Raw genomic sequence first — 16,097 nt, forward strand, 5'->3', positions numbered from 1 at the left:
ACAACTGTTCCCTGCCTTTTGGCGCACCTTGAGCGGGATCAGTCGCCGTTCATCCAGCGCTGCGAAAGTCGCTTCAAGCCCCCGACGATTCCGCGCCCTTCTTGTGTTCTCACAAGAAAAGTCTTTTGGTCACTTGGTTGCAATCAAGCGCGGAGGCTGCGGGAAGAACCCCAACCACTGGAGTCCGGACATGACTGAAACCCTGCTCTCGCGCGCCCTGCGGCGCATCTTCGCCGGCGGCGGCGCCGTCGGCCTGGCGCTGTTGGCGGCGCCCCCCGAACTGCTGGCGCAGGAGGCCGCGCCCAAGCCTGTCGCCCGCGTCGAAATCACCGGTTCGAACATCCGCCGCGCCCAGGCCGAAACCGCCTCGTCGGTGCAGACCGTGAACCGGGCCGACATCGAGCGCTCGGGCAAGACCACGGTCGCCGAACTGCTGCAGACCCTGGCCGTCGACAATTCGGGGTCGGTGCCGACCACCTTCGGCGGCGGCTTCGCTTCGGGCGCCTCCGGCATCTCGCTGCGCGGCCTCGGCACCGCCTCGACCCTGGTGCTGCTGAACGGCCGCCGCATGGCGCCCTACGGCCTGGCCGACGACGGCCAGAAGGTCTTCTCCGACCTCAACGTCATCCCCACCGACGCCGTCGAGCGGGTCGAGATCCTGAAGGACGGCGCCTCGGCCATCTACGGTTCCGACGCGATTGCCGGTGTGGTCAACATCATCCTGCGGCGCGACTTCCAGGGCACCACCGTGCGCGCCATGGCCGGCACCGCCACCGCGGGCGACGGCCAGCACGCCAACCTCGCCGCCACCTGGGGCAAGGGCGACCTCGACACCGACCGCTACAACGTCCTGCTCAACTTCGAATACAAGAGCACCGACGAAATCTGGAACCGCGAACGCGGCAACCGCGACTGGGTCGGCAAGGGCGACCTGCGGCCCTGGGGCTTCTCGGCCCAGGAAGCGCTGGGCGGCACCGGCGCCATCACCGGCAACAATGCGTCCGGCAGCGCCATCAACGGCAACGTGCGCAACCCCGACACGCTCGACTACTACAACCGCGGCAATCCGGCCGGCGTCGGCTTCACCCGCTTCTTCCCGGCCGCGGCCTGCGGCAACTTCACCAACCATCCTCAGGGCGACCCGGGCGGCGGCTGCCTGATCGACGCCCCCCACCTGTACAGCCAGGTGCAGCCCGACCAGGAATACGTGACCGTGTTCGGGCGCGGCACCTTCAAGCTCGACAACGACATCGAAGCCTACACCGAACTCAACCTCTACCACAGCGAGAGCCAGTCGGGCACCACGCCATCGACCATCAGCGCCAACCAGGGTTATCCGGGCGGCCCGGTCAGCGGCGCCGGGGCCGCCTTCGGGCCGACGCACCCCGACAACCCGTATTTCGGGCGCGAGGCGCGCCTGCGCTACCTGGCGGCCGACGTCGGCCCGCGCGTCTCGAACATCGATTCGAACTTCGTCCGTGCGCTGGTCGGCGCGCGCGGCAGCACCGCCGGCTGGGACTGGGACAGCTCGCTGCTCTACTCGCGCAACAAGGTCACCAACCAGCGCACCGGCTACCTGCAGCGCGACGCCACCTTCGCCCTGCTCAATCCCACCCCGGCGAACGTCGCGGCCGCCATCCTCAACAACCCCGGCTACCGCGCGCTGCCGGTCGGCACCCTGTGGCGCATCGGCGAGAACGCCGGCCTGAATTCGCCGGCCGTGTATGCCGCGCTGTCGCCGCAGATCGCCAACGACGCCCACACCGAAGTAGCCCAGGTCGACGTCAAGGCCTCGCGCGAGTTCGGCAAGCTGCCGGGCGGTGCGCTCGGGGTGGCGGTCGGCGCCGAGTTCCGCCACGAGTCGGCCGAGCTGGAGCCGACCTCCGGCACCGAACGGGGCAACATCATCGGCCTCGGCTATTCCGCCTATGACGGCCAGCGCAACGTGAGCGCCCTGTACGGCGAAGTGCTGGCGCCGGTGTGGCCCGGCGTCGAGCTGACCGGCGCCATGCGCTACGACCACTTCACCGATGTCGGCGACGCCTGGACGCCCAAGGTCGGCGTCAAATGGACGCCGCTGCGCAGCTTCGCCCTGCGCGCGACCTGGGCACGCGGCTTCCGCGCGCCGAGCCCGGCAGAGAACGGGGTCGGCGGCCTGGCGGCCTTCTCCACCGCCGAGGACCCGGTGCGCTGCGCCCTGGGCGTGGCGGCGGCCTGCAACCCGGCCAGCATCGCGCTGATCACCTCGCCCAACCCGGCCCTCTCCCCCGAGCGTTCGAAGAGCTGGAACGTGGGCGTGATCTGGGATCCGCTGCCGCGCACCAGCCTCTCGCTCGACTTCTGGGAGATCAAGCGCAAGAACGAGATCAACCAGGAACAGATCGATGCCGCCATCCTCGCCGGGCGCGTGTCGCGCGACCCCAGCACGGCCCAGGCAGGCATTCCGGGCGACCCCGGCGCCATCACGGCGGTGCTGGCCAGTTACGTCAACTCGGCCCAGACCAAGGTACGCGGCCTCGACCTCGACGCGCGCCACAGCCTGCCGCTGCCGAACAATCTCGGCAACCTGGTGTTCGACGCCAAGTGGACCCACCTGGTCAAGTGGCTGCGCACCGAGCAGGACGGCACATCACGCGACTTCGCCGGCACCCACGGCAACTGCGACGTGACCAATTGCGTCGGTACGCCGGACAACCGCGCCAACCTGCGCGCCACCTGGGAACGCAGCAATTTCCGGGTGTCGGCCAACCTGAACTACCGGGGCCGGATCGACAACACCCTGTTCAAGGACGACCCGGACGGCTGCGCGACCCACTTTGCCAACGGCAACGATGCCCCGACCGACTGCGAACTGGCCTCGTTCACCACCGTCGACCTGGTGTTCCGCTGGAAGCCGGAGCCACGCTGGGAAGTGTTCGGCTCGATCCAGAACCTGTTCGACAAGCTGCCGCCGCTGGATCCGCTGACCTACGGCGCGGTGTCGTACAACCCGCTCGACTTCAGCGGTGCGGTCGGCCGCTTCTTCACGCTGGGGGCCCGCTACACCTTCTGAACGCCGCGACGAAAAAAAGCCGGCCTCGCGGGCCGGCTCTCGTCGACAGGCGGATGCCGCGTCAGGCGGTACCGCCGACGGTGACGCCCTCGATGCGCAGGGTCGGCTGGCCGACGCCGACCGGCACGCTCTGGCCTTCCTTGCCGCATACACCGACGCCCGAATCCAGGCGCATGTCCTTGCCGATCATCGAGATATTGTTCATCACTTCCGGGCCGTTGCCGATCAGGGTCGCGCCCTTCACCGGATAGCTGATCTTGCCGTTCTCGATCATGTAGGCTTCGCTGGCCGAGAACACGAACTTGCCGTTGGTGATGTCGACCTGGCCGCCGCCGAAATTGACCGCGTACAAGCCGTTCTTCACCGAAGCCAGGATTTCTTCCGGATCCTTGTCGCCCGCCAGCATGTAGGTGTTCGTCATGCGCGGCATCGGCAGGTGGGCGAAGGATTCGCGGCGCGCATTGCCGGTGACCGGCATCTTCATCAGGCGCGCGTTCATGGTGTCCTGAATATAGCCCTTCAGGATGCCGTCCTCGATCAGGGTCGTGCACTGGGTCGGGTTGCCTTCGTCGTCCATGTTGAGCGAGCCACGACGGTCCTGCAGGGTGCCGTCGTCCACCACGGTGACGCCCTTGGCTGCGACGCGTTCGCCGATGCGGCCGGCGTAGGCCGAGGAGCCCTTGCGGTTGAAGTCGCCTTCCAGGCCATGGCCCACCGCCTCGTGCAGCAGCACGCCGGGCCAGCCCGGGCCGAGCACGATGGTCATCGGGCCGGCCGGGGCCGGACGCGCTTCCAGATTGACGCAGGCCGACTTCACCGCTTCGCTCGCGTACTTGTCGAGCAGCTCGTCGCTGAAGTAGCCGTAGTCGTAGCGCCCGCCGCCGCCGGAGGAACCGACTTCGCGGCGGCCGTTCTGCTCGGCGATGACGGTGACCGACACGCGCACCAGCGGACGGATGTCGGCCGCCAGCACGCCGTCGCTGCGCACTACCAGCACCACGTCGTACTCGCCTGCCAGGCCGGCCATCACCTGGACCACGCGCGGATCCTTGGCGCGTGCCATCTTCTCCACGCGCTCCAGCAGTTTTACTTTGGCGGTCGCGTCCAGCGAAGCGAGCGGATCGTGCGGCAGGTAGAGCGAGCGGCCGCCGGTCGGGCGCGCCGCGCTGGCGATCTTCACCTTGCCGCTGCCGGCGCGGGCGATGGTGCGGGTGGCGGCCGCCGCATCCAGCAGCGCCGCTTCGGAAATGTCATCGGAATACGAAAAGGCCGTCCGGTCGCCCGACACGGCGCGCACGCCGACGCCCTGGTCGATCGAGAAGCTGCCGGTCTTGACGATGCCTTCTTCCAGGCTCCAGCCCTCGCTCTTGGTGAACTGGAAATACAGGTCGGCGTAGTCGACCTTGTGCGTGAACATCGAGCCCAGCGCATTCAGCAGCTTGCCCTCGTCGAGGCCGAATGGCGTCAGCAGCACGTCGCGTGCGACAGCCAGGGAGGAAAGGTTCGGTTCGAATGGTTTCATTTTGCGTTCGGTCGTTCGATTGGAGAATGCATTGTGCCATAAGCGGTCGCTTCGTATCGGACAGGAGCCGCAGCGAAAGAATAAGGGTCAGCGTCGACATTGAGCACGATCCCGAGAGGAATTGCGCGGAGTCATGAAACAAGGACCTTCACCAGTAGACCGCAGGTTCTCGGCAAATAATTCGACGCTGCCCCGATTACTGCTGACCCCGATTGCTGCCCTATTACACAGCCTTACAGCTTGCGGTGCTTCAGCGCCGGCAAACTCTCGCGCACGCTGGCCAGGAAGGCCTCGTCGAGCGTGCCGCTGATGACGCCCTCGCCTTCGCGCAGCACCGCCTTTACTTCGCCCCAGGGATCGACCAGCATGCTGTGCCCGAAGGTGCGGCGGCCGTTCGCGTGCAGGCCGCCCTGGGCCGAGGCCAGCACGTAGCACTGGTTTTCGATCGCGCGCGCGCGCAGCAGCACTTCCCAGTGCGCCAGGCCGGTGGTGTGGGTGAAGGCGGCCGGCACGATGATCAGCGCGCATTCGCCCATCGCCCGGAACAGTTCCGGGAAGCGCAGGTCGTAGCACACCGACAGGCCGACGCGTCCGAACGGCGCCTCGAAGCTGCCCACGGCTTCGCCCGGCACGATGGTGCGCGCCTCGTCGTAGGATTCGCTGCCCTTGTTGAAGCCGAACAGGTGGATCTTGTCGTAGCGGCCGACCAGCTTGCCCTGCGGGTCGTACACCAGCGTGGTGTTCATCACCTTGCCGTCTTCCCGCGAGACCAGCGGCAGGGTGCCGCCCACCAGCCAGATGCCGTGCTCGCGCGCCAGCGTCGCCATGCAGTCCTGGATCGGGCCGGCGCCTTCCTGTTCGGCCTGGGCCACCTTGTCGCTGTCGCTCATGCCCATGATCGGCCAGTATTCCGGCAGCGCCACCAGCTGCGCACCTTCGCGCGCCGCCTGCGCCACCAGCCGGCGCACGGTCGCCAGGTTGTCTTCCACCCGCGGGGTGGACACCATCTGCACTGCGGCTACGGTCGTCATGTCGATGTCACTCCTTCTTTGGATTGGGCCGCACGCCGGACGGGGCTGGCGCCGGGGCCGGCGGCGGATTGTCGATCTTGGTGATGATCGGGGATTTCCACGGCCCGGAAATGCGCATCTGGTAGGTCAGCGCCTTCATCACCGGCGCGCGCAGGAACAGCTGCGCCAGGTAGCTGCCGATGCCGACGATCGGGTTGACCGCCAGACCGTACACCAGCGGTCCGGTGCCGAGGTTGAATTCCGGGATCACGACCACCCGCAGGTTGGTCGTCTCGTGGGCGATGTCGGCGCTGCCGTCCATCAGGATGGTGGCGGCCACCCCGTGCATCTTGAGGTTGTCGGTGCGCAGCACGCCGCGCTGGATCAGGGCATTGGCGCTGATGCCGTCGAAGGCCAGGCCTTCCGAGAACACGTCGTGGAAGTCGAGCTTGAGCAGGCGCGGCAGTGCCTGCAGGCTGAGCACGCCGAGCAGCTTGGCCGCGCCCGGATCCTGCTTCAGGAACTGGCCCGATTCCACGTTCATCTCGATCTGGCCCGACAGGCTGGGGATGTCGAGGTCATAGGGCAAGCCGCTCCACGAGATGTCGCCCGACATCTTGCCCTTGCCGCGGCGCAGGGTCTCGGGGAAGCCGAGGCGGTCGAGCAGCTTGCCGGCATCAATGATGTCGAGGATGAAGTTCAGGCTGGTATTGCTGCGCCCGTCCTTGGTCAGCCAGCGCCCGTTGGCCTTCAGCTGGCCGTCCGGATTGTCGATGCTGAGCCGGTTGATGCGCCACTCGCGCCCGGCCAGGGCCTGGACGTTGCTGGCCTGCAGTTCGAGGCGGCCGAGGCGTTTGTCGGCCAGCTGGAACTGTTCAGCCACGATGTCGAGCGAGGGGATGGTGGCGCTGGCGCCGCGGTTCGATTCCAGCAGGTGCTTAACCTCGGCCTCGCCCGACTCCGGGATCACCAGCGAGGCCAGGCGCGCCGTGACCTTGCCCAGCCCGCCCCCGCTGCCGGTTTCGGCCCAGGTCACGTAGCCGCTGGCATGGCGCGAATGCAGGTTGGCCTGCCAGGTGTCGCGCAGGTGGGTCGCCCCCATCACCACGTCGGCCATGCGGCGCTCGCCGATGGTCAGTTCGCCCACGCGTCCGGCGATCACCGTCGGCAGCACGTACTGGGTGAAGTCGCCGCCGCCGGCAGCCGCAGCGGCGGCGTCGCCGCCCTCGCCCGCGATCGCCTTGCCGGCCGCGATCCAGCCGTCCGCATTCAGGGACTTCATGTCCACGTGGATCATCATGCCGCCGTCCGGTTCCGGCGCCGGCACGTTGACGCCGATCCCGCCGCGCAGCACGGTCCAGGGCATGCGTCCGTTCTTTTCGCGCAGGTAGCGCGCCGCCACGCCCTCGCCCAGCGTCATCCGGATCTCGTCGCGCGCCAGGCCGCCCACGGCCGGCTCGCCCGCCAGCACGAAGCGCAGCGGCAGGCTGTCCGCCTCCGGCTTGTTGAGCGGCGCCGGCAGCTCCAGGCCCAGGCCCGCCAGGTTCGATTCGAGCGTCACGCTGCGCCGGCCTTCGCGCACCACCACGCTGCCGGTGTACGGCGTGCTGCCCGACAGGCGCTGCGCCAGGCGCCCCAGCGCCGGGGCCGGCGCGGTGCGGCGCATGCCCTCGGCCGACAGGCTGCCGTTCAGGCGGATGGCGATGCTGCCGTCGCGCTGGGTGCCACCGGACAGGGCCAGCGGCCCGCCGAGGAAGCTGGCGCCGATGCCGTTCAGGGCGACGCCGCGCTCCCAGAAGTCGACCCGTCCCTCCGCGGCCTGCAGCACCGGCAGTTCCGGGAACAGGCTGACATCGTTGCCCAGCAATTGCAGTCCGCCCTGCACCTTGGTGTCGGCCAGGTGGGCCAGCGGCATGCGCAGCTTCAGTCCCAGGCGCGCATTGCCGCCGCCCCGGGTGTCGTCGAGGAAGTGGCCGATCCATCCCGGCACCGGGCTGGCCGCCACGTAGCGCAGGAATTCCTGCAGCGGGGCGGCCGCGTTGCCGTCGATCTCGAGCAGCATCTGCTCGCGCGCACCCAGGTCGGGAATGACCGCCTTCACGTTCGACAGCGCGACCCCCATGGTGCGCAGGCTGTCGCCGCGGATTTCCATGCGCGCCCGGTCGAATTCGATGCGGCCGTCGATGCTCTCGGCGAGCGGCCACAGCGGCGTGCCGTCCTCGTGCCGGTGGCCCGGCGCATATTCGAGGCGCGCCTTGTCGAGACGCCCGGCGACCTTGAATTCGCCGCGCGCCCGTTCCAGCATCGTGGTGGCGCGGAAGGGGAAGCCGGCCAGGTCGCCGCGCAGGCGCAGGCGCGCATCGCGCAGGGTGCCGCCCTGCAGCGCGGCGCTCAGCCAGTGGGCCAGGTTTTCGGGCGTGGCCAGCGGCAGGAAGCGTCCCACCGAAGCGATCTCGAAGCCGTCCAGCGTGCCGCTGAAGTCGGCCGTGCCCGGGCCCGCCCTGCCCCCTCCGGGCAGCAGCGGCAGGGTGTGGCGTCCCGACAGCGAGCCGTTCAGGGCGCCCTGCGCGAAGGCCAGGCGCTCCACCTCGACCAGCAGCTGCTTGCCCGGATCGAGGTTCCAGCGCGCCTTCAGGTCGAGGCGGTCGAGCGGCAGCGCCGGTTCGGCGAACCAGGCCGGCATGTGCAGCACCAGCGCGCTCGAGTCGACCGTCACGCTGCCGCCGTTCTGGTTGGCGTCGATACTGCCGCTCAGGTTCTGGAAGCCGGGCGTGGCCGGACGGCTTGGAAGCGCCGGCTGGCCGTTGCGGGCCGCCTGGGCCGGCCGCGCCGGCTGGGGATTGATGGCCAGGCCCGCCACGTCGCCGCGCAGCCTGAAACTGCGCAGCGCCGGATAGCGCCCTTCCCATTCGGCCGCGACGTCGAGCAGGCGGCCGCGCGGGGCGTAATCGAGCAGCATCTGGCGCTGCTGCGGCGGCAGCGGCAGGTAGCCGGCCAGCGCCGCCAGCGCGCCGACGTCGAGCTGGCGCGCGCTCAGCTCGCCCTGTTCGGGCTTGCCCCCGCGCGCCGGGCGCCAGCGCTGTTCGAGCGTGGCCGGCGGCAGCGCGCGGCCGTCGCGGGTGGTTACCGAGAAATCGGTCAGGCTGACGGTGTGGCCGTGGGCGCCGAAGGTCGGCTTGCCTTCGTCCTTCCCCGGCAGCATTTCCTCGGCCGCGGCCAGGCGTCCCCGGACCAGCGCCAGCTCGAGCGGCGCCAGGCTGGTGCCGAGGCGCGCATTGACGTCGGCCAGGGCCAGGTCGGCGGTGAAGCTGGCCACCCGGGCCTGGTCGACGTTGAGCCAGGCGCGCACCGAACCGCGTCCGCTCGCCATCTGGAAGGGCAAGTCCACGTGCTGTTTCCAGGCCACCAGGTCGGCATCGCGCAGGTCGGCGTACAGCTCGCCCTTCCAGCGGCTGAAGTCCGAAGGACGGGCGCCGAAGCGGTGGCGGAAGCGGGCGCGCACGTCGAGCGGGCGGGCGAGCGCGCGCGGCGGGGTGGCGCGCAGCGCGAAGCGGTGCCCGCCGCCGAAGCGGTTCAGCAGCGCCATGGTGACGTCGGTGAGGACCAGGGTCGGCCTGCCGCGCAGCTCGTCGGTCCAGTCGACCCGGCCGCCGCGGATCACGATCTCGCGCTGGCGCAGCAGCCAGTCGGCGCCGCGGCCGTCATCCTTTTTATTCGGATCGAGGCGCACCCCGGCTACCGTGAGCACGCCGTCGCGGCCGCGCCGCACGTCCAGCTGCGGGCCGCGCACTTCGAGCGCATGCAGGCGCGGCTCCAGCGCGGCCAGACTCCACCAGGACAGGGCCGCCGAGACCGAGGGCAAGGCCAGCACCTGGCGCCCGCCGCGGTCGATCAGGCGCACGTCGCCCAGCGTCAATACCGGATGGATGCCCTGCCAGCCCGCTTCCAGGCGCGTGATCGTGACCCGGTTGCCGAGCGCGCGCCCGGCGGCCGCTTCGATGTCGCCTTTATAGAGGTCGATGTTGGGCAGGATGGCGTAGCGCAGGGCCAGGAACAGCAGGGCCAGCGCGAAATACAGCAGCAGCACCAGCTTGATGGCGAAGCCGAGGAAATGGTGCGAGGCCAGGTTCGCATAGCGATAGCACGCACGCAGGCGATGCCAGCGAACGGCCAAGGGCAGGTGCGCTGCCGCCGCCTGCGGGTCCTGGTTGTCCATCAAGGTACTCAAAAAGGCTCGCCGTAAATTTGATTCTCTAATAACAGATCGCTTGCAACAGTCGCGGCGTCTACCTTACCATCGTGCTGACCCCAGGGTGCACGGCGGGCAATTCTACCGCACGAACGCCTGCCGGACGGCAAAACCACTACCGGATCACGATCATGATTGCAGCTGCTTCCGCTTCCGGTTCGCCGGCCGACCATTCCCGTTTCCTGCAGCGCTGGCTCGGCGCCGATGCCGCCCGCGCCGCCCTGCTCGACGAGGTATGCGAATTATCGCTGTCCAGCCTCGATCTGGGCGCCTTTTTGACGCGCGAACTGGAGGCCGGTCTGCCCCTGCCGCGCGCCATGCGGCGCCTGCGCAACCTGCTCGTCTGCGCCATCATCCGGCGCGACCTGCAAGGCCGGGCCGGCCTGGACGAGGTGGTCACGGCCATGACCCGTTTCGCCGACTTCGCCATCCAGACCCATGCCGGCGCCCTCACGGCGGAGATGGTGGCCGCCCACGGCATGCCCACCGGCGAAGAATCGGGGCGGCCGCAGCAGCTGATCGTGCTCTCCATGGGCAAGGGCGGCGGCGGCGAACTGAACGTCTCGTCCGACATCGACCTGATCTTCGTCTACCCCGAGGACGGCGACACCGCCGCCGGCCCCGGCCAGCGCCAGCTGTCCAACCACGAGTTCTTCGTGCGCCTCGGCCGGCGCCTGAACGCCGCCCTGTCGGAAGTCATCGAGGACGGCTTTACTTTCCGCGTCGACATGGCGCTGCGTCCCAACGGGAATTCCGGGCCGCTCGCGGCCAGCCTGGCGATGGTCGAGGAATACCTCATTGTGCAGGGCCGGGAATGGGAGCGTTATGCCTGGGTCAAGGCGCGCGCGGTCACCGGCGACCCGGAGGACGTTGCGGCGCTGGATGCGATCGTGCGCCCCTTCGTGTTCCGGCGCTACCTCGACTTCGGCGTGATCGATGCGATCCGCAACATGCATGCCCAGATTCGCGCCGAGGTGAAGCGCCAGGAACGCCTGCATCCCGAACGCAGCCACAACGTCAAGCTGGGACGCGGCGGGATCCGCGAGATCGAGTTCCTGGCCCAGGTGTTCCAGCTGATCCGCGGCGGACGCGACCCGGCGCTGCGCGAACGCTCGACCCGGGCCACCCTGCGCCTGCTGGCCGAACGCGAACTGCTGCCCCAGGACACGGTGGCGCGCCTGCTCGACGCCTATACCTTCCTGCGCAACCTCGAACACCGCCTGCAATACCTGGACGACGCCCAGACCCATACCCTGCCGGCCAGCGAGGACGACCGCCTGACGGTGGCGCGCATGATGGGCCTGCCCGACGTTCCCGCCCTGCTCGCCCGTCTCGAAGAACAGCGCGCCTTCGTGGCGGCCCAGTTCGACGCCATCTTCGCGGACAAGGCAGAGGCTGCCGCCCCCGAAGTCGCCACCCTGGCCGACGACCCGGAAAACCGCGAGGGGATCGCCGCCCGCCTGGCCGAGCTCGGCTACGACGACCCGGCCGGCGCGGCCGCGCGCCTGGTCGCCACCCTGCAGGGCCCGCGCCTGTCCAGCCTGCCCGAGGCCAGCCGCAGCCGCCTGCTGGCGCTGGGCGACGCCGCCCTTGGCCAGATCGCCACCGTGGTGCGCGAGGCCGGCGTCGGCAGCCATGCGGCCACGCTCGGCCGCCTGCTAGACTTCTTCGAAGCGATCGCGCGCCGCTCGGCCTACCTGTCGCTGCTGACGGAATACCCGCACACCCTCGAGCGCGTGATCCGGATGATCAATGCCAGCGGCTGGGCCGCCACCTTCCTGACCCAGCACCCGATCCTGCTCGACGAGCTGCTGGACGACCGCAACGAGGGTGCCGGCGACATGAACCAGCTGGCCGCGGAGCTGGACGGGCAGCTGCTCGCGGCGGCCGGCGACACCGAGCGCCAGCTCGACATCCTGCGCGAAGCCCACCATGCCCAGCTGTTCCGGCTGCTGGCCCTGGACCTGGCCGGCGAGCTCTCGGTCGAACGCCTGGCCGATCACCTGTCGCTGCTGGCCGACACCATCGTCGGCGCCACCGTCCGCCACGCCTGGCGCGCGGTCGCCAGCCGCCACCGCGAAGAACCGCGCTTCGCCGTCATCGCCTACGGCAAGCTGGGCGGCAAGGAGCTCGGCTACGTGTCCGACCTCGACGTGATCTTCCTGTTCGACGACGAGGACGAGATGGCGCCGTCCAACTATGCCAAGCTGGCGCAGCGCTTCATCACCTGGAACACCGCCCACACGGCGGCCGGGATCCTGTTCGACATCGACATCGCGCTGCGCCCGGACGGCGCCAGCGGCATGCTGGTGTCCTCGGTGGCCGCCTTCGAGCGCTACCAGGACAGCTCGGCCTGGATCTGGGAACACCAGGCCCTGACCCGGGCCCGTTTCTGCGCCGGCGACGCCGCCATCGGCGCGCGCTTCGAGCAGATCCGCGACACCGTGCTGCGCAAGGACCGGAGCGCCCAGGACCAGCAGCTGAAGGACGAAGTCCGCGCCATGCGCAAGCGCATGCGCGACGCCAATGTCAACCCGACCGAGCTGTTCGACCTCAAGCAGGACGAGGGCGGGATGATCGACATCGAGTTCATCGTCCAGTACCTGGTACTGCGCCACGCGGCGAATTATCCGCAATTGACGGCAAATGCCGGCAATATCGCGCTGCTGAAGCTGTCCGGCGAGCTCGGCCTGATCGATGCCGCCCTGGCGGCAGCGGTAGCCGACGCCTACCGCGTAATGCGCCGCCTGCAGCACCAGGTGCGCCTGCAGGGCCAGGAAAAGGCCCGCGTCGATCCCCAGGTGCTGGGCCAGCATCCGGCCCAGGTCCGACGCTTGTGGGACGCCTGTTTCGGCAGTTAATCCACCGCTCTCCACGGATGCACCACGATGGTGCATCCGCACCCCTCCCAGGCATTTCCCCTCCACTTTGCACCCCGTTCGTGCCCTGCATGTTTATTGACTTTCGGGTCAGAGATTTAAATCCAACAACTGTTGTTTTCTAGATAGTTTTACCCTGCACACATATTGACACCAATCAAGAACGCAGTGATCTTATACAGCTGTGTATGCACTTCAGCATTGCCGCTACCCGTGGTGTGCCGGGCCGCACAGGTTGCAACCTTTTAAAAACGTAGAAACGCCCGCTTCGGGCGCTTGATGGAGAACACATGCAACAACCAACCAAGATCGCGATGGCCGTCGCTATCGCCCTGCAGTCGATGATTTCCGTGGCGCAGGCTCAAGAGGCCCCGCAACGCGTCGAGATCACCGGCTCGCGCATTCGCGCGGTTGACCTGGAAACCGCGCAGCCTGTCCAGGTCGTGAACCAGGAACAGATTCAGAAGAGCGGTCTGGTGACCGTCGGCGACATCGTCAACCAGCTGTCCTCGGTTGGTACCCCTGCTTTCAGCCGCGGCTCGGTCCTGACCTCGAACCGCGAACAGGGCGGCCAGTACATCAACATGCGCAACCTGGGTTCGCAGCGCCTGCTGGTGCTGGTCAACGGCAAGCGCTGGACCGCTTCGGTGGCCGGCTACACCGACATGTCGACCGTCCCGTCGGCACTGATCGAGCGCATCGAAGTGCTGAAGGATGGCGCCTCCTCGATCTACGGCTCGGACGCGATCGCCGGCGTGGTCAACATCATCCTGAAGAAGACCATGCAAGGCGGCACCGCCAGCATCTACCAGGGCGCCAACGAACAGGGCGACGGCAAGAACAAGGACTTCTCGGTCAGCTACGGCGCCGGCGACGAAAAAGCCAGCCTGCTGTTCGGCCTGACCCACACCACCCAGGGCGAAGTCTGGGCCAAGGACCGCAACAAGACCGCCTTCACCTTCGGCCCGTACCACCACAATGCCGGCCTGGGCACTTCGCCATGGGGCCGCATCACCCCGGTGAACGCATCGGGCGGCTCGAACACCACCGCATCGGCCGGCGGCTTCAACCGCATCATCAACCACACCGGCACCTACGACGGCGTGGGCGCCGGCGCGGATTCGCGCAATCCAGCGAGCTACCACACCTATGGCGGCGCCGATCCGGACGTCTTCAACTCGACCCAGCAGATGCACCTGCTGTCGCCGAACAAGCTGACCTCGATCTTCACCAAGGGCGAAGTCGCACTGCCGTTCGACATGCGCCTGACCAGCACCGCGATGTACGCCGTGCGTGATTCGACCCGCCAGATCGCCGGCTATCCGCTGACCTCGACCACCCAGTCGAAATTCCCGGTCTACATCGACAAGGACAACTACTTCAATCCGTACGGCAACCAGGTTGCCGGCGCCGGCAAGGGCATCGACCTGTTCTTCGCCCGCCGCACCATCGAAGTGCCGCGCCGGACCGACAACACCAACCGCACCCTGCACCTCGACGCCGCCCTGGAAGGCGACTTCGAACTGCGCGGCCTGCCGTGGAACTGGTCGGCCAGCTACAACTACAACAAGGTCGAGGGCTCGAACACCGGCTACGGCGACCTGAACCTGCTGAACCTGAAGAAGGCCCTCGGCCCGTCGTTCCGCAACGCCTCGGGCGTGGTCCAGTGCGGTACCGCGGCCAGCCCGATCCCGCTGGCGGAATGCGTGCCGTTCGACATCGTCGGCGGCCCGTCGGCCTCGACCCCGGCAGCCCTGAACTACGTCATGGCAGTCGGCCAGGCCACCTACGGCTCGACCATCAGCAACGCCAACGTCGACCTCGCCGGTGAAGTCTTCACCCTGCCGGCCGGTGCTCTCGGCATCGCCGGCGGCCTCGAATACCGCACCGTGCGCGGCTACGACCGTCCGGGCCAGTTCGAGCAGTCGGGCTACTCGACCGGCCTGGCCGGCAACTCGACCTACGGCCGTTTCACCGTGCGTGAAGCCTACCTCGAAGCCCAGATTCCGCTGCTCAAGAACATGCCGTTCGCCGAGCTGCTGAACCTGAACCTGGCGTCGCGCTATTCGGACTACTCGAACTTCGGTTCGACCACCAACAGCAAGGCCAGCTTCATGTGGAAGCCGATCAAGGACCTGCTGGCACGCGGCACCTGGGCCGAGGGCTTCCGCGCTCCGACCCTGAACGACACCTTCGGTGGCGGTTCGCAGTCCTACGACAGCTACCTGGACGCCTGCGACAGCCAGTTCGGCAATGCGGCTTCGACCCCAGCCACCAAGGCGCGCTGCACCGCCGCCGGCGTGCCGGTCAACTTCCGCCAGGTCAACCAGGCAGGCACCCCGGTCACCGCCGGTGGCGCCCAGACCCCGACCCCGTTCCAGACCGGCGCCGGCAACTCGGCACTGCAGCCTGAAACCGCGGTCACCCGTACCGCCGGCCTGGTCTACAGCCCGTCCTACGTGCCGGGCCTGACCGTGGGCCTGGACTGGTTCAACATCCGCGTCAACAACCGTATCACCGCGATCAGCGCGACCTTCGTCGTCAACCAGTGCTACGTGGACGGCGTGACCAGCTTCTGCGACGCGATCAAGCGTGATCCGATCACCGGCCAGATCGTCAACCTGTCGCGCGGCAACGCCAACCTGGGTGCGATGGAAACCGAAGGCTACGACCTGAGCCTGGCTTACCGCCTGCCGCGTACCAAGTACGGCGTGTTCGGCTTCCGCTCGGAAAGCACCTATGTCGACTCTTGGCGCAGCAAGTCCAGCAACACGGGCAACTTCACCGAGTACGCTGGCGAGTACGACATCTTCAAGTGGAAAGCGAACGTCGCGTTTGACTGGAGCCTGGGCAACTGGAACGTGACCCTGGCCAACCGCTTCTACAGCAGCCAGAAGAACCGTTGCTGGACCGCCTCCCCGGCTGTCGAGTGCTCGAACCCGACCGGCCTGGCAACCTGGGGCACCGGCTACAACAAGTTCAAGGAAATGTGGTACACCGACCTGTCGGTCGGCTACGCCCTCCCTTGGAATGCGAAGCTGCTGGCTGGTGTGAACAACATCGGCAACAAGGGTCCGATCATCAACTACAACTCGAACAGCGGCTACGGTGGCCCGAACTCGTCGAGCTCGGTGAACCCGGAACTGCCGATCGACCGTTTCTTCTACGTCCGCTACAACCAGAACTTCTGATTCTAGTGACTAACTACGGTTAATCGATACGACGCAATTTAATTGCGTGATAAGCCCGACCGGCGCAAGCCGGCCGGGCTTTTTTCATTTCTAATTAACATTTCCAGCGCTCAATGGTGAAATTGTAATTGTTAAGTAAATACACATTTATGCAACACTTAGTAGTTGTGTAAGGTTGATTCAATTGACATTCC

Annotated in this window: 6 protein-coding genes; 3 read left to right on the top strand and 3 right to left on the bottom strand. The window is 67.7% G+C overall.

The window, feature by feature from the left end:
- Positions 1 to 190: 190 nt before the first annotated feature.
- Positions 191 to 3,052: a TonB-dependent receptor gene (locus ACSQ25_RS19055; RefSeq protein WP_436107235.1), complete on the top strand. Its 2,862-nt coding sequence runs from the start codon at positions 191 to 193 to the stop codon at positions 3,050 to 3,052.
- Between the two features lie 61 nt (positions 3,053 to 3,113).
- Here ACSQ25_RS19055 and tldD read toward each other — a convergent pair whose 3' ends face one another.
- The 3 genes from tldD to ACSQ25_RS19070 all read right to left on the bottom strand — a co-directional run bounded on the left by tldD (position 3,114) and on the right by ACSQ25_RS19070 (position 9,800).
- Entirely contained in the window at positions 3,114 to 4,574 is a 1,461-nt protein-coding gene (gene tldD, locus ACSQ25_RS19060) for a metalloprotease TldD (protein ID WP_436107236.1), read from the bottom strand.
- Positions 4,575 to 4,807: 233 nt separating this feature from the next.
- The gene (locus tag ACSQ25_RS19065) at positions 4,808 to 5,605 is read right to left on the bottom strand and encodes a carbon-nitrogen hydrolase family protein (protein WP_436107237.1); all 798 of its coding nucleotides are present in this window, start codon (positions 5,603 to 5,605) and stop codon (positions 4,808 to 4,810) included.
- 7 nt (positions 5,606 to 5,612) lie between these two features.
- Positions 5,613 to 9,800 carry a YhdP family protein gene (locus tag ACSQ25_RS19070; protein WP_436107238.1) on the bottom strand — a complete coding sequence of 1,396 codons (4,188 nt, stop codon included), beginning with the start codon at positions 9,798 to 9,800 and terminating at the stop codon, positions 5,613 to 5,615.
- A 164-nt stretch (positions 9,801 to 9,964) separates the two neighbouring features.
- Between ACSQ25_RS19070 and glnE the strand changes: the two genes are divergently transcribed.
- Both glnE and ACSQ25_RS19080 read left to right on the top strand, forming a co-directional pair.
- Complete coding sequence (gene glnE / locus ACSQ25_RS19075) at positions 9,965 to 12,694, top strand: bifunctional [glutamate--ammonia ligase]-adenylyl-L-tyrosine phosphorylase/[glutamate--ammonia-ligase] adenylyltransferase (RefSeq protein ID WP_436107239.1); 2,730 nt, start codon at positions 9,965 to 9,967, stop codon at positions 12,692 to 12,694.
- A 308-nt stretch (positions 12,695 to 13,002) separates the two neighbouring features.
- A complete protein-coding gene (locus tag ACSQ25_RS19080) occupies positions 13,003 to 15,903 on the top strand; it encodes a TonB-dependent receptor domain-containing protein (protein ID WP_436107240.1) in 2,901 nt (966 codons plus the stop codon).
- The last annotated feature ends 194 nt before the right edge of the window (positions 15,904 to 16,097 follow it).

It is taken from the genome of Massilia sp. LjRoot122 (assembly GCF_964252725.1).
Taxonomy (GTDB): domain Bacteria; phylum Pseudomonadota; class Gammaproteobacteria; order Burkholderiales; family Burkholderiaceae_D; genus Telluria.

Bases quoted from the DNA above. Each gene is read 5' to 3' on its own strand.
- ACSQ25_RS19055 (WP_436107235.1), top strand. From the start codon at position 191: ATGACTGAAACCCTGCTCTCGCGCGCCCTGCGGCGCATCTTCGCCGGC.
- ACSQ25_RS19070 (WP_436107238.1), bottom strand. From the start codon at position 9,800: ATGGACAACCAGGACCCGCAGGCGGCGGCAGCGCACCTGCCCTTGGCC.
- glnE (WP_436107239.1), top strand. From the start codon at position 9,965: ATGATTGCAGCTGCTTCCGCTTCCGGTTCGCCGGCCGACCATTCCCGT.
- ACSQ25_RS19080 (WP_436107240.1), top strand. From the start codon at position 13,003: ATGCAACAACCAACCAAGATCGCGATGGCCGTCGCTATCGCCCTGCAG.
- tldD (WP_436107236.1), bottom strand. From the start codon at position 4,574: ATGAAACCATTCGAACCGAACCTTTCCTCCCTGGCTGTCGCACGCGAC.
- ACSQ25_RS19065 (WP_436107237.1), bottom strand. From the start codon at position 5,605: ATGACGACCGTAGCCGCAGTGCAGATGGTGTCCACCCCGCGGGTGGAA.